19 protein-coding genes are annotated in these 22,223 nt (G+C 73.0%); 11 read left to right on the forward strand and 8 right to left on the reverse strand.

The annotated features are described in order from the left end of the window. Window positions 1-164 precede the first annotated feature (164 nt). Window positions 165-1,193: a glycosyltransferase family 2 protein gene (locus ACFVU7_RS14080; RefSeq protein ID WP_117487007.1), complete on the forward strand. Its 1,029-nt coding sequence runs from the start codon at window positions 165-167 to the stop codon at window positions 1,191-1,193. Window positions 1,194-1,240: 47 nt separating this feature from the next. Here ACFVU7_RS14080 and ACFVU7_RS14085 read toward each other — a convergent pair whose 3' ends face one another. Continuing rightward, the gene (locus tag ACFVU7_RS14085; protein ID WP_388045181.1) at window positions 1,241-2,731 is read right to left on the reverse strand and encodes a PLP-dependent aminotransferase family protein; all 1,491 of its coding nucleotides are present in this window, start codon (window positions 2,729-2,731) and stop codon (window positions 1,241-1,243) included. Window positions 2,732-2,876: 145 nt separating this feature from the next. Here ACFVU7_RS14085 and ACFVU7_RS14090 point away from each other — a divergent pair, with 145 nt between their 5' ends. The 3 genes from ACFVU7_RS14090 to ACFVU7_RS14100 all read left to right on the forward strand — a co-directional run bounded on the left by ACFVU7_RS14090 (window position 2,877) and on the right by ACFVU7_RS14100 (window position 6,049). After that, window positions 2,877-4,112, forward strand: coding sequence for a Tm-1-like ATP-binding domain-containing protein (locus ACFVU7_RS14090; protein ID WP_388045182.1), 1,236 nt, complete (start codon window positions 2,877-2,879; stop codon window positions 4,110-4,112). 54 nt (window positions 4,113-4,166) lie between these two features. Continuing rightward, entirely contained in the window at window positions 4,167-4,991 is an 825-nt protein-coding gene (locus tag ACFVU7_RS14095) for a phosphoenolpyruvate hydrolase family protein (RefSeq protein ID WP_074002548.1), read from the forward strand. A gap of 236 nt (window positions 4,992-5,227) precedes the next feature. After that, entirely contained in the window at window positions 5,228-6,049 is an 822-nt protein-coding gene (locus tag ACFVU7_RS14100; protein ID WP_388045183.1) for an aminoglycoside 3'-phosphotransferase, read from the forward strand. Window positions 6,050-6,316: 267 nt separating this feature from the next. Here the strand turns inward: ACFVU7_RS14100 and ACFVU7_RS14105 are convergent, their stop codons facing one another. Both ACFVU7_RS14105 and ACFVU7_RS14110 read right to left on the reverse strand, forming a co-directional pair. Beyond that, complete coding sequence (locus ACFVU7_RS14105) at window positions 6,317-7,267, reverse strand: methyltransferase domain-containing protein (protein WP_388045184.1); 951 nt, start codon at window positions 7,265-7,267, stop codon at window positions 6,317-6,319. 100 nt (window positions 7,268-7,367) lie between these two features. After that, the gene (locus tag ACFVU7_RS14110; protein ID WP_388045185.1) at window positions 7,368-7,508 is read right to left on the reverse strand and encodes a hypothetical protein; all 141 of its coding nucleotides are present in this window, start codon (window positions 7,506-7,508) and stop codon (window positions 7,368-7,370) included. 126 nt (window positions 7,509-7,634) lie between these two features. Between ACFVU7_RS14110 and ACFVU7_RS14115 the strand changes: the two genes are divergently transcribed. From ACFVU7_RS14115 to ACFVU7_RS14125, 3 genes are read left to right on the forward strand one after another with little or no spacing between them, the layout of a single operon-like run. Further along, entirely contained in the window at window positions 7,635-8,486 is an 852-nt protein-coding gene (locus ACFVU7_RS14115; RefSeq protein WP_388045186.1) for a helix-turn-helix domain-containing protein, read from the forward strand. A gap of 14 nt (window positions 8,487-8,500) precedes the next feature. After that, the gene (gene cyaB / locus ACFVU7_RS14120; RefSeq protein WP_380739648.1) at window positions 8,501-9,070 is read left to right on the forward strand and encodes a class IV adenylate cyclase; all 570 of its coding nucleotides are present in this window, start codon (window positions 8,501-8,503) and stop codon (window positions 9,068-9,070) included. A gap of 33 nt (window positions 9,071-9,103) precedes the next feature. Next, window positions 9,104-9,685 carry an HD family hydrolase gene (locus ACFVU7_RS14125; protein WP_388045187.1) on the forward strand — a complete coding sequence of 194 codons (582 nt, stop codon included), beginning with the start codon at window positions 9,104-9,106 and terminating at the stop codon, window positions 9,683-9,685. A gap of 73 nt (window positions 9,686-9,758) precedes the next feature. Here the strand turns inward: ACFVU7_RS14125 and ACFVU7_RS14130 are convergent, their stop codons facing one another. From ACFVU7_RS14130 to mutA, 4 genes are all read right to left on the reverse strand, one after another. Further along, the gene (locus ACFVU7_RS14130) at window positions 9,759-10,841 is read right to left on the reverse strand and encodes a hypothetical protein (protein ID WP_388045188.1); all 1,083 of its coding nucleotides are present in this window, start codon (window positions 10,839-10,841) and stop codon (window positions 9,759-9,761) included. Between the two features lie 236 nt (window positions 10,842-11,077). Beyond that, entirely contained in the window at window positions 11,078-12,064 is a 987-nt protein-coding gene (gene meaB / locus ACFVU7_RS14135; protein WP_074002556.1) for a methylmalonyl Co-A mutase-associated GTPase MeaB, read from the reverse strand. A gap of 12 nt (window positions 12,065-12,076) precedes the next feature. Further along, entirely contained in the window at window positions 12,077-14,296 is a 2,220-nt protein-coding gene (gene scpA / locus ACFVU7_RS14140) for a methylmalonyl-CoA mutase (protein ID WP_117486997.1), read from the reverse strand. Further along, the gene (gene mutA / locus ACFVU7_RS14145) at window positions 14,293-16,161 is read right to left on the reverse strand and encodes a methylmalonyl-CoA mutase small subunit (RefSeq protein ID WP_388045190.1); all 1,869 of its coding nucleotides are present in this window, start codon (window positions 16,159-16,161) and stop codon (window positions 14,293-14,295) included. The genes scpA and mutA overlap by 4 nt, the downstream gene beginning before the upstream one ends. Before the next feature lie 562 nt (window positions 16,162-16,723). On the opposite strand from mutA, the gene ACFVU7_RS14150 reads away from it, so the two are divergent. Further along, a complete protein-coding gene (locus ACFVU7_RS14150) occupies window positions 16,724-17,809 on the forward strand; it encodes a C40 family peptidase (RefSeq protein WP_074002559.1) in 1,086 nt (361 codons plus the stop codon). 108 nt (window positions 17,810-17,917) lie between these two features. Here the strand turns inward: ACFVU7_RS14150 and ACFVU7_RS14155 are convergent, their stop codons facing one another. Continuing rightward, entirely contained in the window at window positions 17,918-18,433 is a 516-nt protein-coding gene (locus ACFVU7_RS14155) for a MarR family winged helix-turn-helix transcriptional regulator (RefSeq protein ID WP_388045191.1), read from the reverse strand. A 55-nt stretch (window positions 18,434-18,488) separates the two neighbouring features. Between ACFVU7_RS14155 and ACFVU7_RS14160 the strand changes: the two genes are divergently transcribed. From ACFVU7_RS14160 to ACFVU7_RS14170, 3 genes are all read left to right on the forward strand, one after another. After that, window positions 18,489-19,565: an ABC transporter substrate-binding protein gene (locus ACFVU7_RS14160; protein WP_388045192.1), complete on the forward strand. Its 1,077-nt coding sequence runs from the start codon at window positions 18,489-18,491 to the stop codon at window positions 19,563-19,565. A 127-nt stretch (window positions 19,566-19,692) separates the two neighbouring features. After that, window positions 19,693-21,192, forward strand: coding sequence for an APC family permease (locus ACFVU7_RS14165; RefSeq protein WP_388045193.1), 1,500 nt, complete (start codon window positions 19,693-19,695; stop codon window positions 21,190-21,192). Further along, window positions 21,189-22,208, forward strand: coding sequence for an acetamidase/formamidase family protein (locus ACFVU7_RS14170; RefSeq protein WP_388045194.1), 1,020 nt, complete (start codon window positions 21,189-21,191; stop codon window positions 22,206-22,208). Before ACFVU7_RS14165 ends, ACFVU7_RS14170 begins: the two co-directional genes overlap by 4 nt. Window positions 22,209-22,223: the final 15 nt, after the last annotated feature.

Raw genomic sequence — 22,223 nt, forward strand, 5'->3', positions numbered from 1 at the left:
GCCGACGCCCCGGCGGACCGGTGATTGCACCGTTCCGCTCGCTCGATTCAACCCGGCGTTCGCCCGCGGGCCGCATACGGTCCGTATGCTCGGGCCACTGTCGGTGACCGGCGGTCGACGGCCGCCCGGCCCGTCCGCTCGTGTCCTGAGCGAAAGGCCGTGCGATGGCCCCGCGTCTCTCCCTCGTCGTCCCGATCTACAACGTCGAGCGCTACCTCGGGGAGTGCCTGGACTCGATCGCGGCCCAGACGTTCGAGGACTTCGAGTGCGTCCTGGTCGACGACGGCTCGACCGACGACGGCCCCGTCATCGCCGAGGAGTACACCGAGCGGGACGGGCGCTTCCGACTGGTCCGGCAGCGGAACCAGGGCCTCGGCGCCGCCCGCAACACCGGCTGGCGCCACCTCACCCCCGGCACCGAGTACCTGGCCTTCGTCGACAGCGACGACGTCGTGCCGCCGCACGCCTACCAGCTGATGATCAGCACCCTCGACGGGACCGGCTCCGACTTCGCCGCCGGCAACGCCCTGCGGCTGCGCACCTCCGGCCTCAGCCCCTCGCACGCCCACCGCCGCCCGTTCCACGAGACCCGGCTGCGCACCCACATCGGCGAGACCCCCGCCCTCGTCACCGACCGCACCGCCTGGAACAAGGTCTACCGGCGCTCCTTCTTCGACGGCGCCGGCCTGACGTACCCCGAGGGCATCCTGTACGAGGACGCCCCGGTCAGCGTGCCCCACCACTTCCTCGCCGCACGCGTCGACGTGCTCGCCGACCCGGTCTACCACTGGCGGGTGCGCGAGGACGGCGACCTCTCCATCACCCAGAAGAAGACCGACCCGCGCGGTGTCGTCGACCGGGTCCGTTCGATGGAACTCGTCCGCGAATGGCTGCTCGCCCGCCCCGAACCCGCCTTCGCCGAGCACCTGCGCGCCTACGACCGCAACTGCCTGGTCGAGGAGATCCCGATGTTCTTCTGGACCGTCCCGGACGGCGACCGCGCCTACCGCGCCGCCTACCAGCAGCACGTCGCCCGGCTCCTCCAGGCCATCGGCCCCGAGGCCCAGGCCGGCCTCAGCCCCCAGCTCCGCCTCAAGTACCGGCTCACCCAGGCCGACTCCATGCCCGCCTTCGTCGCCGTCCAACGCGCCCACCGACTCGCCCGCCGCACCCGCCAGGCCCTCCGCCGCTGAGCCGGGGGGCGGGGCGGACGGTTCGGCGGTTCCGCGGGTACGGCGGCTCAGCGGACGGGACCGGCGCGGTCGGCGCTGTGCAGGAGGACGGGCAGGGCGGCGGCCAGCCGGTCGTACTGGTCGTGCGGGTCGAGCGGGTCGTGCCGGGCGGCGAACGGCAGCCGCAGGCGGCTGCGGAAGCCGTCGACGGCGGAGAAGGCGGGCCCGGGCACCACCAGGACCCCGGCCCGGCGGGCCAGTTGGGCGGTGGCCTCGGCGTCGGTGCCGGGGAGCTCGACCCACAGCGCGGAGCCGCCGGCCGGCCGCTCCCAACGCCAGTGCGGCGCCTGCGCGGTGAGCAGCCGCTCGGCCGTGGCGAGGCGCTCACGCAGCTGCGCGCGGCGCCGGGCCCGCGCCTCCGGCAGCCCCTGGAGCAGCCGCACCGCGAGCAGCTGCTCCACCACCGGACAGGAGAGGTCGACGGACTTGCGGAGCTCGGCCAGGCGGTGGATGACCGGGCGGGAGGCGCGGATCCAGCCCAGCCGCAGGCCGCCCCAGTAGAGCTTGGAGAGGGTGCCGATGGTCGCGGTCGTGCCGTCCGGCAGCTGTGCGGCGAGCGGGGGCGGCGCGCCGTCCTCGGACAGGGACAGCTCCGCGTACGCGTTGTCCTCGACGGTGTACAGGCCGCGCTCGGCCAGGACGGCGGCCCAGGCCCGTCGGGTCGGCCCGCTCATGGCGCGCCCGGTCGGGTTGTGCACGGCCGGCTGGAGGTACACCAGGCGCGGGCGGATCCGGCCGGTCAGCCGGGCCAGGGCGGCGGGCCCATCGTCGTGCGCGTCATGCGCGTCGGTTCGGGAGCCCGTTCGGGAACCGGAGCGGGAGCCGTACGCGGGCAGCGGCACCAGGCGTGCGCCCCGGGCGCGCAGCGCCTCCAGGGCGCCCCGGTAGGTCGGGTCCTCGACGACCACGGTGTCGCCCGGCTCGACCAGCCCCTGGGTGATCAGCCAGAGCGCCTGCTGGGACCCGGCCGTGACCAGGATCTGGTCCGGCGAGGTCGGCAGGCCGGCCGCGCGGTACTGCTCGGCCAGCAGCTCGCGCAGCCGCGGCAGCCCGTACGGGAGGTAGCCGTCACCGGCGAGTGCGGCGGCGAGGTCCCGGCCGGACAGCGAGTCGAGGGCGTCCGCCACGGCGGGCAGGCCCTCCAGCGCCCCGCTGGAGAGGTCGACGACGCCGTCCCGGGTGCCGAAACTGGCGAGCCGCCCCTCGCCGACGGGCTCGCCGACCGCCCCCGAGGCGCGCAGCCGCGAGCCGCTGCCGTGCCGGCTCTCCAGCCGCCCCTCCGCCTCCAGCAGCCCGTACGCGGAGGTGACGGTGGAACGGCTGACCCCGAGGGCCGAGGCCAGCGCCCGTTGCGAGGGCAGCGCGGTGCCGGGGGCCACGTCGCCGCGCTCGGCCAGCTCGCGCAGCGCGTCCGCGAGCAGCCGCGGCAGGGCCCCCGGACCGTCGGCGGCCCAGCCGGTGAGCAGGCGCGAAAGGCGGGTGGCGGGGATCCGGTCCATGCCGTCCATGATGCCCCGGTGGCCCCGGCCGCCATCCGGCCCGGTGACCGGGGCCGACGGCAGGCCACTTGCCCGCAAGTGGTCTTGGCCGCCGTCCCGGCCCCGCCGGATGATCGGGGCACCGTCCGTTCAAAGGAGCAGGGACATGGCGACCGTCGTACTGGTCGGGACACTGGACACCAAGGGCGCGGAGTACGCGTGGCTCGCCGAGCGGCTGCGGGAGGACGGCTGCGAGGTGGTCATGGTCGACGCCGGCGTGCTGCCGCCGCCCCCCGGCACGCCCGCCGCCGACCTCGGCCCGGAGGAGGTCGCCCGGGCCGCCGGGCACGACCTGGCGGCGCTGCGCTCCGCGGGCGACCGCGGGGCGGCCGTGACGGCGATGGCTCAGGGCGCCGAGCGGCTGGTCGGCGAGCTGTACCGGTCGGGCCGGCTGCACGCCGTCCTGGCGGTGGCGGGCAGCGGCGGGTCGTCCATCGCGGCCCGCGCGATGCAGGCGCTGCCGGTCGGCGTGCCCAAGCTGCTGGTGTCCACCATGGCGGGCGGGGACGTGGCACCGTACGTGGGCAGCAGCGACGTCACCCTGATGTACAGCGTGGTGGACGTCGCGGGCATCAACTCGGTGTCCTCGCTGATCCTCGGGAACGCGGCGGCGGCCGCCGCGGGCATGGCCGTCCGGCACGAGCGGGTGCTGGCCGCCCCGCGTCCGCACGGCCGCCCGCTGGTCGGCGCCAGCATGTTCGGCGTGACCACGCCCGCGGTCGACGCCGCCCGCGAGCGCCTGGACGAACTCGGCTACGAGGTCCTGGTGTTCCATGCCACCGGGGCCGGCGGCCGGGCGCTGGAGAAGCTGGCCGCGGGCGGCTTCCTGGCCGGCGTCCTGGACCTGACCACCACCGAACTCGCGGACGAACTCGTCGGCGGCGTGCTCAGCGCCGGGCCCGACCGGCTGACCGCGGCCGGACGGGCCGGCATCCCCCAGGTGGTCGCGCCGGGCGCGCTGGACATGGTCAACTTCGGCCCCCGGGAGACCGTTCCGGAGCGCTTCGCCGAACGTCGGCTGCTGGTCCACAACCCCACCGTGACCCTGATGCGCACCACCGCCGAGGAGATGTCCGCCGTCGGCGCCGACCTCGGGCACAAGCTCAACGCGGCGCGCGGCCCGGTGACGGTGCTCTGGCCGCTCGGCGGGGTGTCCGCCGTGGACGCGCCGGGCGGGCCGTTCCACGACCCGGCCGCCGACCGGGCCGGCCTGGCGGCGCTGCGCTCGGCGCTGGCCGACGGCCCGGTCGAACTGCGCGAGCTGGACGCCCACCTGAACGACCCGGCCTTCGCGGTCGCGGCCGCCGACCGGTTGCACCAGCTGATCACCGCGCACGCCTGACCGTTGCCGTTACCCCCCCCACCGAACGACACCCACCGAACGAGGAGCCCACCCGTGAACCGCACCGAAGCCCTGGCCCGCCTGACCGCGCAGATCACCGCAGGGAAGCCGGTCATCGGCGCCGGCGCCGGCACCGGCCTGTCCGCCAAGTGCGCGGAGGCCGGCGGCGTCGATCTGCTGATCATCTACAACTCGGGCCGCTACCGGATGGCCGGCCGCGGCTCGCTGGCGGGCCTGATGCCGTACGGCGACGCCAACGCCATCGTGCTGGAGATGGCGGGGGAGGTCCTGCCGGTGGTCCGCGAGGTGCCGGTGCTCGCCGGGGTGTGCGGCACCGACCCGTTCCGGATCATGGGCAACTTCCTGGACCAGCTGAAGGCCGTCGGCTTCACCGGGGTGCAGAACTTCCCCACGGTCGGACTGATCGACGGCACGTTCCGGGCGAACCTGGAGGAGACCGGGATGGGCTTCGGCCTGGAGGTCGACATGATCCGCCAGGCCCACGAGCGCGAACTGCTCACCGCCCCCTACGTGTTCGACCCGGAGCAGGCCGCCGACATGGCCCGGGCCGGCGCCGACGTGCTCGTCCCGCACGTCGGGCTCACCACCAAGGGCTCCATCGGCGCGGCCACCGCGCTCACCCTCGACCAGGCGGCGGCCGCCGTACAGGAGATGCACGACGCCGCGAAGCGGGTCAACCCGGAGATCATCGTGCTCTGCCACGGCGGCCCGATCGCCGAACCCGAGGACGCCCGCTACGTGCTGGAGCACACCACCGGGATCGCCGGGTTCTTCGGCGCCTCCTCGATGGAACGGCTGCCCACCGAACGCGCCATCACGGAGCAGGCCCGCGCGTTCAAGTCCCTGCCGCTCGGCTGAGACCGACGGGCGGTGGCCGGACGGCGGCGTACCCGGGAACGGGAGCGCCGCCGCCCCGCCATCCCGGCGGCGGGAGATCCCGGCGACAGGAGATCCCGGCGCCGGCGCGGTCCGCGTCCCGACGGACGACCGGTCGGTCGAGGACCTCGCCCAGGACGTCCTCCGGGCCGCCTGGTAGCGGCGGAACCCCGCAAAACGGTTGGCAGACTGCCGCCCGCCCCGGTGAGAATGGGCGGATGATCGCCGCCGCGCCCCAGGGCCCCGTCCAGCCGCCACCCGTCGTCACCGAGCTCGCGGCCGGACGGCCGGTCCGGGCCGTCTGGGAGAACGAACTCGGCGGACTGACCTTCCAGCTCGGCCACGGCGACACCCGGCAGTTCGTGAAGTGGACGCCGGCCGGCAGCGGCAGCGACACCGGCACCGGCATCGACCTCGCGGCGGAGGCGGCCCGCCTGCGCTGGGCCGCGAGGTTCGCCGTGGTGCCACCGGTCATCGGCGAGGGCGCCGACGAGACCGGATCCTGGCTCGTCACCCAGGGCCTGCTCGGCCGGTCGGCCGTGGACGAGCACTGGAAGCGCGACCCCGCCACCGCCGTCCGCGCCATCGGCGCCGGCCTGCGGGCGCTCCACGACGCACTGCCCGTCGCGGACTGCCCCTTCGACTGGTCCGCCGAAACACGCCTGACGAACGCCCGGGCCAAGGCGGAAGCGGGCCGCACCGACCCGGCCGACTGGCCGGAGGAACTGCGCCACCACGGCACCGTCGAACGCGCCCTGGCCACCCTCGCCGACATCCCCCCGATCGACCACCTCGTCGTCTGCCACGGCGACGCCTGCGCCCCCAACACCCTGATCGGCGACGACGGCACCCACACCGGCCACGTCGACCTCGGCACCCTCGGCCTCGCCGACCGCTGGGCCGACCTCGCCATCGCCACCTGGAGCACCCAGTGGAACTACGGCCCGGGCTGGGAGGAGCCACTGCTCGACGCCTACGGCATCGCCCCCGACCCGGAGCGGACCGCCTACTACCGGCTGCTCTGGGAACTGACGGACTGAGCCCGGCATCCGCCAGGAGGCGGCCGCTGCGATTCTCGAACCAACCAGGGCCTGGCGAGATCCCGTACCGCATCCGCGCATGAGCGATAGGTGGTGGCCGTCCTCTCGGAGTGGCCGGACATGGTCGAGTTCCGGCTCACTGCCGTCCAGGCGGGCATCCGGCGCGTCCGGCTGCCACCGCAGCCGGACGCGCTCAACAGGCACCAACTGCTCCGGACCCCAGAGCCGAGGGGGCGCGCGGGGGTGTGCCCGGGAGCGGGTGCGGTCCTACCGCAAGGGCCACCCGTTCGCCGGGTCGTCGAGCCAGGCGGTGTGCCCCTCGGGCGTGACGGTCAAGCCGAACCGGTCCGGCCCGGGGCGGCCGTTGTCGAGCCACCAGCGGTGAGCGGCCTCGACCTCCTCCCAGAGCCGGCGCCGGCCGTGCTGCCACACCGTGTAGCGCTCGGTGTTCTCGCGGCCGTCCCAGTCGACGGCCGCCCAGGAGCCGCCGTCGGTCGTTGCCACCCAGAGGCGGGTCACCACGCCTTCGACCTCGGGGCCGTGGTGCCAGGCGTACCAGAGGTCGCCGAGGCGGTGGCCGAGGGCGAACTGGGTCTCGAAGGCGGAATCCGCGACGGCCCACGGGTCGAGGGCGGTCGTGGACTCGGTGGGCACGTGCTCGTCCAGGGCGACGTCCCGGAAGAGCCGGAGGTCGAGGCGCTGGGTACGCATCAGCATGAAGGCACTGTCGGGGGAGTAACGGCCGCTGGCGGTCCCGTCGTCGCCGACGGTGAGGCGGAGCAGGCCGCCGTGACTCCAGTCGTCGCACCACGGGGTGAGGATGACTCCGCCAGGCCGACTCTGGCGGATCCAAGCGTACGGAACCCGCCGTACCGAGCACGTGGCCACCACACGGTCGTATGGCGCTTGGACGCCCCAGCCGAGACCTCCGTCACCCCGGACCACGGTGGGGGCGTAGCCGGTGGCCTTGAGGTTGGAACGAGCGAGTTCGGCGAGGACGGGATCGATCTCGATCGTGGTCACGTTGGCGTCACCCAGCCGGTGGGACAGGAGAGCTGCGTTGAACCCGGTGCCCGTGCCGATTTCGAGGATTCTCATCCCCGGTTCGACGTCCAGGAGTTCGAGCATCCGGAAGACGATCGACGGGGCGGAAGCCGAGGAGGACGGAAGGGCGTCGGACGGGTCCTTCACCTCCTGCCCGTCGTTGATCTGCGTCACCACCGGCTCGTCCGCGTAGGCGGCGGCCAACCACCGGTCGGGCTCGCGTCCACGGTCGCACGGTGTGAGGGAGCCGCCGTCGGGCCCCAGCCAAATGCGGTCAGGGAGAAAAACGGTGGCGCGGGGTCGCTTCGGCCGCCTTGCGCCACTCCGGGGCCACGTCGTGGCCGAGCTGGCGGGAAACAGCCTGCAGCAGGCCGGTCGTTCCGGCCTGCCGAAGACTCTTCTGGCTGGTGGTCACTTCTTGCCGGTTCGCCCTCGTCCGCACTGTCGGCCGCGCATCCAGAATCGCGTCACCGAACGCAGTCGGCGATATCCAGACGGTAATCTCACGGTGGAATGGATCGATTGACGAGGGGTTCGCCTCATGGGCACTGCGCTCGAACCGATCAGGCTGGCCGACCTTGCCTGGCAGAACGAGCAGGTGCGGTGCGCGCTGCGGGACCGTGATGTCGCCGCGCTGTTCCGCTATGTGCAGCACCACAGCGGTGCGAGTCAGGCCCGGTTGGCGGTTCAGGTGGGTATGACGCAAGGCCGGGTGAACGAGATCCTCAACGGCCGTCGGATGGTGACGAAGCTGAACGTCTTCGAGCGGATCGCCGACGGGCTCAACCTTCCCGACGATGCGCGGCGGCTACTCGGGCTGGCGCCACGGTCGGACGGCCTACGGGCCTCCGGATCAGCCTTTGATCTGGCGGCGTTTCCCGAGATCGTCCGTGTGTACGGCGACCAGGAATCGGCCTCCGCCGAGATCCAGTGTGCGGCGGGATCGGCAGCCGAACTGGACGTCCTGGCCGTGCGTGGCCTTGGTCTCCTCGCCCTGCGCGATTCTCTGTTGCGTCAGCACCTGCGCCGCGATGGCGGCCCCGCCCCCCGTCTGCGGGTGCTGCTCCTCGATCCGGAGTCGCCGGCTGCCGAGTTCCGTGCCGCCGAGATCGGAGAATCCACGGCTTCGCTGGCCGGAGGTATCCGACTGGCGGAGGCCCGGCTGCGGGAGCTGTCCGACTACGGACAGGTCGAGGTCTACCGGTACCGCACGATGCCGGTGTGGCGGATCATCCGGCTGGACCGCACCCTGTTCGTCGGAGCCTTCGACGCGGATTGGGAAGGGCACGAGTCGGCAACCTATAAGGTGCTGCCCACTCCGCACGGCCCCTTGTACCGGGGCTGGTGTCGGCAGTTCGATGCCATGGTGGACAGTGCCGAGCGTGTGATCTGAGGGAAGGCAGAGGGATGGCGATCGAAGCGGAGCTCAAGGCGATCGTGCGGGACCCGGAGGGCGTGCTCAAGCAGCTGGAGGAGCGGTACGGTTCCGGCCGGGCCGAGGTCTACCGGGACACGTACTATGACGCGCCGGACGGCAGTCTGATGGGCGCTGACCGGGAGCTGCGGATCCGTACCGTGCACAGCCAGGACGACACGCGCACCGTGCTGACGTACAAGGACGCTCGGGTGGACGAGGCGTCCGGGTCGAAGCCGGAGGCCGAGACCAGGGTCGCGGATGCCGACGCGATGCACGAGATCGTCCGGGGCCTCGGCTTCACCCCGCGAATCGCGTTCGAGAAGCGGTGCCGCAACTACAGCTTCCAGCAGGACGGGTGGCCTGTGCTGGCCACGCTCGTTCGCGTTCCGGAACTGGATGGCGCGACGTTCATCGAGGTGGAGACATCGGCTGCGACGGCGGCCGAACTCGCCCCCGCCCTCTCCCTGGTCCGTGCCGTACTCGGAGAACTCGGCATCGGCGAGGACGACTTGACCACCGAGTTGTACACCGATGCGGTTGCGGCGGCCCGGCCCGCGTAACGTCGGTCGTGGCGTGGATGAGAGGAGTCGGCAGTGACGGACGACCTGGGCTCGGTGGCGAGGTTCCTGTTCGAAGCCGGGACGCTCAAGCAGACCAAGCGCACGGGCTGGTGGATGGCCGGTGTCCGTGACCCCGAGTCGGTCGCCGAGCACTCCTGGCGGGCCGCGTTGATCGCCTCGGTCATCGCCAGGCTCGAAGGCGCCGATCCGGCGCAGGCCGCGTTCCTGGCGGTCTGGCACGACTCCCAGGAATCGCGCACCGGGGACGTCAACCACCTGGGCAAGAAGTACGCGCCGAGTGCGGATCCGGCGGCGGTGACGGCCGACCAAGTCGGGGGAATGCCGGACGTCCTGGCCTCGACCATCCGGGACCTCGTCGCGGAGTACGAGGCGAAGGAGTCGTTGGAGGCGGTCTGCGCCCGGGACGCGGACAAGCTGGAATGCCTGATCCAGGGCGTCGAGTACAAGGCGCAGGGCTACGCGAACGCGCAGCGGTGGATCGACAACAGCCGCGGCCGGCTCACCACGAAGACCGCGAACGACCTCGCCGATGCCGTCCTGGCGACCGATTCCCTCGATTGGCTGCGGGCCGCTCTCGGCGAGAAGCCGATGTGACGCGGTCAGCGGCGGGCTCCCTCCGGCCAGATCACCCCGACCGGGACGCCTTGCCGGAGCGGAGGCTCATGGCTCAGGCGGCCTTCTGCTGTGCGACCTCGCGGGTGCGCTCCCGGAGGCGGCGCACAGTGCCGTTGGCGGCGTGGGCCGGGAGGGCGGTGTTCAGGGCGCGGAAGTGCTCGTCGCCGCGGACGGAGCTGAGCGTGACGTAGTCGTCCAGGAAGGTGTCCCAGGTGGCGCAGGCGGCTTCGACGTGGCCGAGTTCCATCTGCCGCCGGGCGAGCAGGCCGTTGCCGTGCACGCGGCCCTGCTTCTCGTTGGCGGGGCGGGCCCGGTTGGAGAGCTGGAGCTCCTTGATCGCCCCGGGGAGGTCGCCGAGTTCGTACAGCACGTGCGAGACGTGGAAGTGGTACGCGGTCTGGTCGTAGCCGCCGATGGAGTCGTTGCGGCCGTCGGCCTGGGCCAGCGCCGTCTCGGTCTCGGCGAGGCGCGCGAAGGCCTGGCGCCGGTCCTTCACCATGGCGGCGCCGTGCGCCTGTTGGCCGGTGAGGAAGGCCCGCAGGCGGGGGCCGGAGGCCGGAGCGGCCTCGGCGGCCGAGTCGGCGAGTTCGAGGGCTTTTGGACCGTAGCCGAGGTTGGAGGCCTGGAGTGCCATGCCGCGCAGGGTGCGGCAGTACGTCACGTGGTCCTGGGCCTCCCGCGCGAGCTTGAGGGCCTGGACGTAGTACTTCTGGCCGAGGCCGTGGGCGGTCTCGTACATCGCCATCCAGCCGGTGAGGTAGGTGAGATCGGCGGCGGCCGACAGCAGGTCGGCCTTCACCTGGGTCGTGCCGGACGCCTGGAGCCAGGGCCCGACCGAGTTGACCAGGAACGCCGCAGCCATCGGGCGGGCGTGGGCGGCACCGAGCTCGTCGAGGATTCCGGCGATCCGGTCGGTCACCGTCCGTACGGTCTGGACCTCGCCGTCGCCGACACGCACGGTTCGGCCCGCGGCGGCACGGGTGATCCGCTCGGGGCTCTCGTCGAACTCCGGCAGTGTCAGGGTCAGTGAGTAGAGACCGGCGGTCAGGACGCCACGGCGTGAGGGGTCCATGTCGGACCTGCCGATCGACCGTGCGGCGAGCTCGGGGTTGGGTGTGCGCGGTCGAGGGGTCATCGCGGTCCCGTCCTCTGTGCGACCGGTTCAACGGCTGCGTCAGCATCTCCGGTTCTCCGCTTCGGTGTACCCGCATTGACTCGTTGTCAGCCGTTCGGGCGACGGAAGAGGGTCAGAACGGGCCTGGCATGGCGTGGAGTTGTCGAGCTGCGACCGGATGGGATTCCCAGGAGAACCCGAGAAGCGCCGTGCCCCACGCGGGGGTGGGGCACGGCGCTCGGTCTGCGAGACCTCGGTCAGGCGAAGAAGGCGTCCAGGATCTGCTGGGCCGCCAGCCCCGCCGGGAGGGTGCCGGCGCGGACCTGGGCTTCCAACTCGGGGGTCAGGCGCCGTACTTCGGGGTTCTCGTGGAGGCGGGCGTAGAGCTGGTCGTGGACCATGGACCAGGTCCATTCGACCTGCTGGTCGCGGCGCTTCGCCGCCAGCGCGCCCGTGGCGTCCAGCACCTTGCGGTGCTGCTGCAGCCGCTCCCACAGGACGTCCAGGCCCGCGCCGTCGAGGCCGCTGCAGGTGAGCACCGGCGGCGTCCAGGCGGCGTCCGGGGCCTGCAACAGCCGTAGCGCGCCGGCGAGTTCGCGGGCCGCCGCCTTGGCGTCGCGCTCGTGCGGGCCGTCGGCCTTGTTGACGGCGATGACGTCCGCCAGCTCCAGGACGCCCTTCTTGATGCCCTGGAGCTGGTCGCCGGTCCGCGCCAGGCTGAGCAGCAGGAAGGTGTCGACCATCCCGGCCACCGTCGTCTCGGACTGGCCGACGCCGACCGTTTCGATGAGCACGACGTCGTACCCCGCCGCCTCCATCACCACCATCGACTCACGGGTGGCCTTGGCGACCCCGCCGAGCGTGCCGGACGTGGGGGAGGGTCGGACGAAGGCGGCAGGGTCGACGGCGAGGCGCTCCATCCGGGTCTTGTCGCCCAGGATGGAGCCGCCCGTCCGGCTGGAGGTCGGGTCGACGGCGAGCACCGCGACCCGGTGGCCCTGGCCGGTCAGCATCGTCCCGAAGGCGTCGATGAAGGTCGACTTGCCGACACCGGGCACGCCCGTGATGCCCACCCGGACCGCGCCACCGGCGTGCGGCAGCAGCCGTTGGAGCAGCTGCTGCGCGAGTGCGCGGTGGTCGGGTCGGGAGGACTCGACGAGGGTGACGGCGCGCGCGATCCAGGCGCGCGAGCCGTCGAGTACGCCCGTCACATAGCTGTCGAGGTCGATCGTCCGTGGAGGCATGCGTTCAGGCAATCACAGCTCGTGGCCGAGGTCGGCCGCCAGGGACTTGAGCAGGTCGTACGCCGCGTCCGGGATGACCGTTCCCGGGGGGAAGACCGCCGCGGCGCCGGCCTCGTACAGGGCGTCGAAGTCCTGCGGCGGGATGACTCCGCCGACCACGATGGTGATGTCCTCCCGCCCTGCCGCGGCGAGTTCGGCGCGCAGCGCGGGCACCAGGGTGAGGTGTCCGGCGGCGAGCGAGGACACGCCGACGATGTGCACGTCGGCCTCGACGGCCTGGCGGGCGACCTCGGCCGGGGTCTGGAACAGCGGGCCGACGTCCACCGTGAAGCCGAGGTCGGCGAAGGCGGTGGCGATCACCTTCTGGCCGCGGTCGTGGCCGTCCTGGCCCATCTTGGCGACCAGGATGCGCGGACGGCGGCCCTCGGCCTGCTCGAACCGCTCGACCAGGTCGCGGGTGCGCTGGAGGGAGGCCGACGGGCCCGCTTCGTCTCGGTACACACCGGAGATGGTACGGATCTGGCCGGAGTGGCGGCCGTAGACCTTCTCCAGGGCGTCGGAGATCTCGCCGACGGTGGCCTTGGCCCGGGCCGCGTTGACGGCCAGGTGCAGCAGGTTGCCGTCCAGTGAGCCGCCGCGCTGCGGGCCGGCCTCGGCGGCGGCCGTCAGCGCGCGCAGCGCGTCCTGGCACGCGGCCTCGTCGCGTTCGGCGCGCAGCCGGCGCAGCTTCTCGACCTGCCGTGCCCGTACCGAGGAGTTGTCGACCTTGAGCACGTCGATCTGCTCGTCGTTCTCCACCCGGTACTTGTTGACGCCGATCACCGGCTGGCGGCCGGAGTCGATCCGCGCCTGGGTGCGGGCGGCGGCCTCCTCGACGCGCAGCTTGGGGATGCCCGCGTCGATGGCCTTGGCCATGCCGCCGGCCGCCTCGACCTCCTGGATGTGCTCCCAGGCCCTCGACGCGAGGTCGTGGGTCAGCTTCTCGACGTACGCGGAGCCGCCCCACGGGTCGATCACCCGGCAGGTGCCCGACTCCTGCTGGAGCAGCAGCTGGGTGTTGCGGGCGATCCGCGCGGAGAAGTCGGTGGGCAGGGCGAGGGCCTCGTCCAGGGCGTTGGTGTGCAGCGACTGGGTGTGGCCCTGGGTCGCGGCCATCGCCTCCACGCAGGTGCGGGTGACGTTGTTGAACACGTCCTGGGCGGTGAGCGACCAGCCCGAGGTCTGCGAATGGGTGCGCAGCGACAGGGACTTGGGGTTCTTCGGGTCGAACTGCTTGACCAGCTTGGCCCAGAGCAGCCGGGCCGCGCGCAGCTTGGCGACCTCCATGAAGAAGTTCATGCCGATCGCCCAGAAGAACGACAGCCGCGGCGCGAAGGCGTCCACGTCCAGGCCCACGTCCAGGCCCGCGCGCAGGTACTCCACCCCGTCGGCCAGGGTGTAGGCCAGCTCCAGGTCGGCCGTCGCACCGGCCTCCTGGATGTGGTAGCCGGAGATGGAGATCGAGTTGTACCGGGGCATCTTCTGCGAGGTGTACGCGAAGATGTCCGAGATGATCCGCATCGACGGCTGCGGCGGGTAGATGTAGGTGTTGCGGACCATGAACTCCTTGAGGATGTCGTTCTGGATGGTCCCGGCGAGCTTCTCCGGCGGTACGCCCTGCTCCTCTGCCGCGACGATGTACAGCGCGAGGACGGGCAGCACGGCGCCGTTCATGGTCATCGACACGGACATCTTGTCCAGCGGGATGCCGTCGAAGAGTTGGCGCATGTCGTAGATCGAGTCGATCGCCACGCCCGCCATGCCGACGTCGCCGGTGACCCGCGGGTGGTCGCTGTCGTAGCCGCGGTGGGTCGGCAGGTCGAAGGCGACGGACAGGCCCTTCTGGCCGGCCGCGAGGTTGCGGCGGTAGAAGGCGTTGGACTCCTCGGCGGTGGAGAAGCCCGCGTACTGGCGGACGGTCCAGGGCTGGTTGACGTACATGGTCGGGTACGGCCCGCGCAGGTACGGGGCGATGCCCGGGTAGGTCTCCAGGAAGTCCAGCCCGGTGAGGTCGGCCCCGGTGTACAGCGGCTTGACGCCGATGCCCTCGGGGGTGTCCCAGAGCAGCTCGTCGACGTCCTTGCCGGTGGACTGGCGCCAGGCGGCCCGCCACTGCTCGTCGGTGACGCCAGGGCCGCCCGTGAGGCTGCCGGCGGCGCCGTCCAGCCCGATTCCGGTGAAGTCGGGGATCATCGAGCGGCTCCGATCTGGTCCAGCAGGGAGGTCAGGACGGCGACCGCGTCGCCCCCCGCGAAGATGAACTCGTCCACGCCGTCGGGTACTTCGGCGGGTCGCCCGGCGAGCAGCACCCGTTCGGCGCCGGCCGCCTTCAGGGCGCCGGCGACCGGGGCGGCGTGCTCGGCGTACAGCGCGTCGCTGGAGCAGAGGCAGGCGACGGTCGCGCCGGAGGCCCGGAAGGCCTCGGCGAAGGCCGCCGGGTCGACGGACTCGGCCGAGACCGTCGCGATGCCGCCCGCCTGGAAGAGGTTGGCGGCGAAGGTGGTGCGCGCGGTGTGCGCGGAGGCGGTGCCGATCGAGGCGAGGAAGAGGTTCGGGCGGGCGCCGTGCGCGGCGGCGTGGGCGTCCGAGCGGTCCCGCAGCGCCTCGTAGGCCTCGGCGCGGCGCACCCGCGGCAGCCCGCCGCCGGGTGCGGCCGGGGCCGGTTCGCGGACCAGCGGCTGCTCGTCCAGGTGCGGGAACTCGCTGACGCCGGTGACGGGTTCGCGCCGCTTGGCGAGCCGTACCGAGCGCTCGGCCCAGGTCGCGGCGATCCGCTCGCCGACCAGGCCGGACTCCAGGGCGGCCTGCTGTCCGCCGGCCCGCTCGATCTCCTGGAACCAGGCCCAGGCTGCCCGGGCCAGCTCCTCGCTCAGCTGCTCGACGTACCAGGAGCCGCCGGCCGGGTCGATCACCCGGGCCAGGTGGGACTCCTCCAGCAGGATCGCCTGGGTGTTGCGGGCGATCCGGCGGGCGAAGGCGTCCGGCAGGCCGAGTGCGCTGTCGAAGGGCAGCACGGTGACGGCGTCCGCGCCGCCGACCCCGGCGGCCAGGCAGGCGATCGTGGTGCGCAGCATGTTCACCCACGGGTCGCGGGCGGTCATCATCACCCGGGAGGTGACGGCGTGCTGGCGCTGTGCCGAGGCGGCCGCACCGGCCCCCGAGGCCTCGGCGACCCGGGCCCAGAGGCGGCGCGCGGCACGGAACTTGGCGATGGTGAGGAACTGGTCGCCGTCGGCGGCGTAGCGGAACTCCAGCTGGCCGAGCGCGTCGTCGACCGGGAGGCCGGCGGCGGTCAGCGCGCGCAGGTAGGCGACGCCGGTGGCCAGCGAGCAGCCCAGCTCCTGGGCGGGGGAGGCGCCCGCCTCGTGGTACGGCAGGGCGTCCACCGTGAGCGCCCGCAGGCCCGGGTACCCGGCGGCGCAGCGGGCGGCCAGCGCGGTGGCCTCAGCGAGCAGCGCCCCGGTGCGGTCGGTCCGGCCGGTGCGGGCCTGGAGGCCGAGCGGGTCGGCGCCGAGGTTGCCGGCGGCGGCGCCGGGGGAGACCTCGCGCTCCTCGTACAGGTTGAACAACTGCTCGGCGGCGTCGGTGAATTCGGCGCCGGCGTCGAGCGCCACGGCGGCCAGGTCCAGGTACACGCCGGTGAGCGCCTCGGGCAGGGCGTCCACGGGGAGGCCCGCGCCGCCCAGCTCCAGCCAGAGCGAGCTCACGCCGTGCTCCAGGTCGGCCAGGACGGCCTCGTTGGCGCGCCGGCGGTCCGGGTCGGCGTGCCGCTGGCGGACGTCCCAGCCGGCCACGGCGGAGCCCTGCGGCCGGCCGCCGCGCACGAACGGCGGGAAGCCCGGGTAGCCCGGGTCGGCGTCGGTGTCCTCGGCGGTGTACAGGGGGCGTGCGCTCAGCCCGTCCTGGAGCCGGGTGGTGAGCGCCTGCTCGGCGGCGGGACCGTCCTCGGGCTGGGCACCGGACTTGCGCAGCACGCCCTGGACGAGCTGCTGCCACTGCTCTCGGTGCGCGGCCGGGAACTCGGCAGCGAGGGGGAGCCCTTCGGGCGGGACCTTCATGTGCGCAGGTTAGCGCCCGTGCGCGGGGCTGCAGGAGAGGAATCTCATGTGACCTTTCCCTCGGTTCGGCCGCTCGCGAGCACTCTCCGGGGCGGGGGGTGCCATGGCGTGCGGGGACGGCTGGCACCCGCGGCCGATAGGGGTGTCGGCAGGGGGTCGGAGGTCAGGGGGTCGGAGGCGCTGGGTGGGGTCGTCCGGGGTGTCCGCGGAGGCGGGCGGCGCGGTCATCCGAGCGCGTCGTCCGGGGGGCGTCCGGGCCGTCGTCGGTGATCCGACCGGCGGTCGCCGGGTGGTGGGAGGTGTCCGCGGTGTCCGGAGGTGTCCGAGGTCAACGCCGATGGCACGGAACGCGATCGATGTCCTGTCATGCTGTCAAAACGTCATGATCAGGGGGATTGCGGAACCCGGCCCCTCATCTATTAAGTTACTTCGAAGAAGGTGGGCGGGGCAGCACCCCCCCGTTGCTCGTCCTGCCCGCCTTCGTCGTCCCCAGGCACCGGCCGAGCCGTCCCCCCGCTCCGCCCGGACCGTCCCGAGATTCCCCCGAAGGAGAGCGACCGCCATGGGAAAGCGCCGCAAGCCCAGCCCCCCGAGCCGGGCCCGCATGGCGGTCCTCACCACGGCCATGGCGGCCGGCGGCGCGGTCCTCGCCTCCGGTACCGCCCACGCCGAGCCGACCCCGAACCTCGCCACCGTCAAGGAGCAGGTCGACCAGCTCAACGAGGACGCCGAGCAGGCGATCGAGAAGTACAACGGCTTCCAGGCGAAGCAGCAGAAGCTCCAGGGCGAGGCCAACCAGATCCAGGAGAAGGTCGTCCGGGGCCAGGAGGCGATGAACGAGCTGCGGACCCGGCTCGGCGCGGTCGCCGCCGACCAGTACCGCACCAACGGCATCGACCCGTCGGTCCAGCTGATGCTCGACTCCGACCCGGCCGCCTACCTGGAGCGTGCCTCGGTGCAGAACCAGGTCTCCGACTCCCAGGCGAGTCTGCTCAAGCAGGCCCAGGACGAGCAGCGCAAGCTCGACCAGGACCGCGCCGAGGCCACCGCCACCCTGGCCGCGCTCGACTCGGTGGGCACGCAGCTGGCGGAGCAGAAGAAGGACATCCAGACCAAGCTGGCCCAGGCCCAGGGGATGCTGAACAAGCTCAGCGCCGAGGACCGCGCCAAGATCAACGCCCAGCAGAACGCGGAGAAGGCCAAGGCCGAGGCCCAGCAGGCCGCCGCCGCCGCGGCCAAGGACCGCGCCTCCCGCTCCAGCGACCGCCCGGACATGAACGCCCCGGTGCCGTCGGCCAGCGGCCGGGCCGGCGCCATCATCGCGTTCGCCCAGGCCCAGCTCGGCAAGCCCTACGGCTGGGGCAAGACCGGCCCCGCGACCTTCGACTGCTCCGGCCTCACCAGCCAGGCCTACCGCGCGGCGGGCGTCACCATCTCCCGGACGTCCGAGGAGCAGTGGAAGGACGGCCCGCACGTCGACCGTGCCAACCTCCAGCCCGGTGACCTGGTGTTCTTCTATGACGACCTGCACCACGTCGGCCTGTACATCGGCGACGGCAAGATGATCCACGCCCCGTACACGGGCAAGAACATCGAGGTCCTGCCGATCTCCGTGATGCCCTACAAGGGCGCCGTCCGCCCGGCCTGACCGCGTCCGATCGCGCGCCGCGACGGCCCGCTCCCGCTTCGGCGGGGGCGGGCCGTCGTCGTCCGTGGGTGCCGTTGTCGTGCGCCCGGGGCGGCCGGGGCGGGCCGGTCAGAGCGCGGCGAGCCGCCGCAGTACGTGCGCCGGGTCGGTGAGGCCGCAGGCCCGGCGCACGGCGGCGTCGTGGGCGGCGGCGAGGGCGTCCAGCCGGGTCAGCCGGGTGCGGCCCTGGCGGGAGAGGTGGGCGGTGATCCGGCGGCGGTCCTGGTCGTCCTGGCGCCGGTAGACCCAGCCGGAGTCGGCCAGCGAGTCCACCAGCCGGCTCAGGCTCGCCTGCGGGATCAGCAGGGCCTGGGCCAGCTCGCCCATCGCGTGTCCCCGGTCGTCCGCGAGGACGCGCAGCAGCCGCCACTGGTCGACGGTGCAGTCCTCCTCGGCGAGGGCGGCGGCGAGGCCGCCGGAGAGCCTGCGGTGGGCCAGCGTGACCAGCTCGACCAGCAGCGGCTCCGGGGCGGCCGGGGGGCGCGCCGCGGCGGCGACGGTCTGCTCGGCGGCCGGGGCGGCGGTCCGGGTGGCGGGATCGCCGGGACGGCCGTCGACCCCCGGTGCGGCACCAGCTGCGGTCATCGGACCCTCCCGTTCCGGCCTTCCCCGATATCGGCGGTACGACGATACTCGCACCGTGAGCATCGAGGTGAGGGTGATCGATCCGCTCGATGCGCTGCACTCGGCTCGGGACGGGGCGGCGTTCCGGGTGGGCCTCGTCGTGCCGCAGTCCGGCCCGCTCGGGCTCACCGGCCCGTCCGCGCTGGACGGCGCGCTGCTCGCCGCACACGAGGTCAACGCGGGCGGCGGGGTCCTCGGCCGCCCGCTGGAGCTGGTGCTGGTGGACGGCGGCGGCGCGCCGGGCCCGGTCGCCGGGGAGGTGCGGCGCCTGCTGGACGCCGGGGCGCTGGACGCGCTCGCCGGGTGCCACACCAGCGATGTGCACCGGGCGGTCGAGACCGTTGCCGCGGGCCGTCTCGCGTACGTCTTCACCCCGCCGCACGAGGGCGGCTCCCGGCTGCCCGGCGTGCTCTGCACCGGCATCGACCCGTCCCGCCAATTCGGCCCGGCAATCCAGGAGTTGACGGATCGTCACGGGATCGGCCGGTGGGCGCTGATCGGCAACGACTACATCTGGCCGCGCTCCGTCCACCGGGCCGCCGAGGGACTCGCGGCGCGGGCCGGCGCCCGGGTGGTGCTGGAGCGGCGGGTCCCCTTCGGGGCGGTCGAGGAGGCGCTCGACCCGCTGCTGGACGCGTTGCGTTCGGCCCGCGCGGACGCCCTGCTGCTCAGTCTGATCGGGCGCGACCTGGTGCAGTTCAACCGGGCGCTGCGGCGCAGCGGGCTGGATCGGAGGCTGGTGCGGCTCTCCGGCTCCCTGGAGGAGAACGGCCTGCTCGCGCTCGGCGGCGACGACACCGGGACGCTGTACGCGGCGATGCCCTCCTTCGCGACGCTGGCCGAGGAGCGCCGGCAGAGCCTCGCCGAGCGGCACCGGGCCCTGTGCGGTCCGTGGGCGCCGGTCCTGGACGCCTACGCGGTGGGCCTGTACGAGGGTCTGCGCCTGCTCGCCGACCTGGCGGCCCGTCGGGCCCTGGCCCCGGACGGCCTGGCGGCGGCCGCGGGCCGGCTGCTGCACGGCGAGGCCGCGGGCCGGGCGCCGATCCACCTGGCCCGGGCCGAGGGCCTCGGCTTCGCCGTCCTGCCCCGGTAGGTCAAGCCAGCCCCGGGTACTCCGTTCTCGTCAGGTGGAATGTCGGAACGAAACCCTTCCATCTGGAAATAGTTCCCTCTACAGTCTCCCCACACCCCTCGCAGGGTCGTCACGGAGAGAGAGCACCATGGCCGACACACCCGCACCCCAGGGCATCGAGAGCTACGGCTACCAGCAGGAACTGCGCCGTTCGCTCGGCTTCACCGACCTGCTCGTCTACGGGCTGGTGTTCATGGTGCCGATCGCACCGTTCGGCATCTTCGGCGGCGTCTTCCAGGGCTCCGGCGGCATGGTGGCCCTGGCCTACGTCCTCGGCATGGTGGCGATGATGTTCACCGCCCTGTCGTACGCCCAGATGTCCCGGGCCTTCCCGATGGCCGGCTCGGTCTACACCTACGCGGGCCGCGGCATCGCCGCCCCGGTCGGCTTCCTGTCCGGCTGGATGATCCTGCTCGACTACGTGCTGGTGCCCGGGTTGCTGTACCTGATCGCCGGTGTCGCGATGAACTCGCTGGTGCCGTCGATCCCGGTCTGGCTCTGGCTGATCGGCTTCGTCCTGCTCAACACCGTGGTCAACTACCTGGGCATCGAGACCACCAACCGGGTCAACAAGGCGATGCTGATCGGCGAACTCGTCGTGCTGGCCCTGTTCGTGGTGGTCGGCGTGATCGCCCTGGCCAACGGCAAGGGCCGGGGCTTCGACTTCACGCCGCTGTACAACGGGCACACCTTCTCGTGGAGCCTGGCCTTCGGGGCGGTCTCGATCGCGGTGCTCAGCTTCCTGGGCTTCGACGGCATCTCCACCCTCTCGGAGGAGAACCGGGACTCCGCCAAGGCCATCGGCCGGTCCATGGTCGCCGCGCTGCTGCTCGCGGGCACACTGTTCATCGTGCAGACCTGGGTCGCCTCGCTGCTGGTCGCCGACCCCGACGCGCTGATCCGGGACGGCGACCCGAACGGCACCGCCTTCTACGACGCGGCCCGCACCGCCGCCGGCGGCTGGCTCGCCACACTGACCGCCGCCTCCACCGCCGTGGCCTGGGGCTTCGCCAACTCGCTGGTCGCCCAGGCGGCCACCTCCCGGCTGCTGTACGCGATGGCCCGCGACCGCCAGCTGCCCGCCTTCCTGGCCCGGATCCACCCCACCCGCCGGGTGCCGGTCAACGCGACCCTGCTGACCGCCGGGATCTCGCTGGTGCTCGGCCTCTACACGGCCTCGCGCGAGGACGGCATCACCCTGCTGAGCACCCTGGTCAACTTCGGCGCGCTGTCCACCTTCCTGGTCCTGCACGTCGCCGTGGTCGTCCACTACCTGGTCCGCAAGCGCAGCAAGGACTACTGGCGGCACCTGATCGCCCCGGCGCTCGGCTTCGCGATCCTCGCGTACGTGGTGGTCAACGCCAACATCGCCGCCCAGCGGCTCGGGTTCGTCTGGCTGCTCGTCGGCGGGATCGTGCTCGCCGGGCTGGTGGCGACCGGGCGCAGGCCCCGGCTGGCCGTCGCCGAGGGCGAGACCGATGCCGAGGCCGCCGCCACCGGTGCCACGGCCGGGAACGCCACCACCACGAACACCACTGCCGCGAACAGCACCGCCATGAACAGCACCCCCGCCGAGGAGAAGCAGTGAGCCTGCCCGAGACCGTCCGGCTGTCCCCGACCCCGGAGGACTACGCCTACACCTTCGGCGGCCGCGCCCCGCTGGTCACCGTCCAGCCGGGCACCGTCGTCGAGTTGACCACCGAGGACTGCTTCGGCGGCAAGGTGCGCGGCACCGGGGACCTGCCCAGCCAGGTGTGCGTCTTCCCCTACCTCAACCCGGTCACCGGCCCGATCGCGGTGGCGGGCGCCGAGCCCGGGGACGTCCTCGCGGTGCACTTCGCGGAGATCACCCCGGCCCGGGAGTACGGCGTCTCCAGCACCTTCCCGCACTTCGGTGCGCTGACCGCGACCCACGCCACCGCGATGCTGCACGCGCCGCTGGAGGAGCGGGTCTGGGTCTACGAGCTGGACGCCAAGGCGGGCGTCTGCCGGTTCCGGGCCCGCAACAGCGGGTTCACGGTGGACCTGCCGCTCGACCCGATGCACGGCACGGTCGGCGTCGCTCCGGCGGCCGGCGAGGTGCTGGCCTCGATCACCCCGGGCGCGCACGGCGGCAACCTGGACACCCCCGAGATGCGGGCCGGCACCACCGCCTACTTCCGGGTCAACGTCGAGGGCGGCCTGCTCGCCATCGGTGACGGCCACGCCCGCCAGGGCGAGGGCGAGGTGTGCGGCACGGCGGTGGAGGCGGCGATGCGCACCACCGTGATCGTCGACCTGGTCAAGGGCGGCGGCCCGGCCTGGCCCCGGCTGGAGAACGACGACTTCCTGATCAGCACCGGCTCCGCCCGTCCGCTGGAGGACGCGTTCCGGATCAGCCAGCACGACCTGGTCGGCTGGACCGGCGACCTGCTCGGCCTGGACCAGCTGGACGCCTACCAGCTGGTCAGCCAGGCCGGCTTGGCCCCGGCGGCGAACGTCTGCGACACCAACTACACGATGGTTGCCAAGCTGCCGAAGACCCTGCTCGGCCGGGCCCGCGCCTACGACGGGCTGCACGACCGGCTGCGCCGGACGGCGGAGGCGTACCTGCGGCACCGGTGACGACGAGGCACCGGT

This window comes from Kitasatospora sp. NPDC058046, from assembly GCF_042885595.1.
GTDB lineage: Bacteria > Actinomycetota > Actinomycetes > Streptomycetales > Streptomycetaceae > Kitasatospora.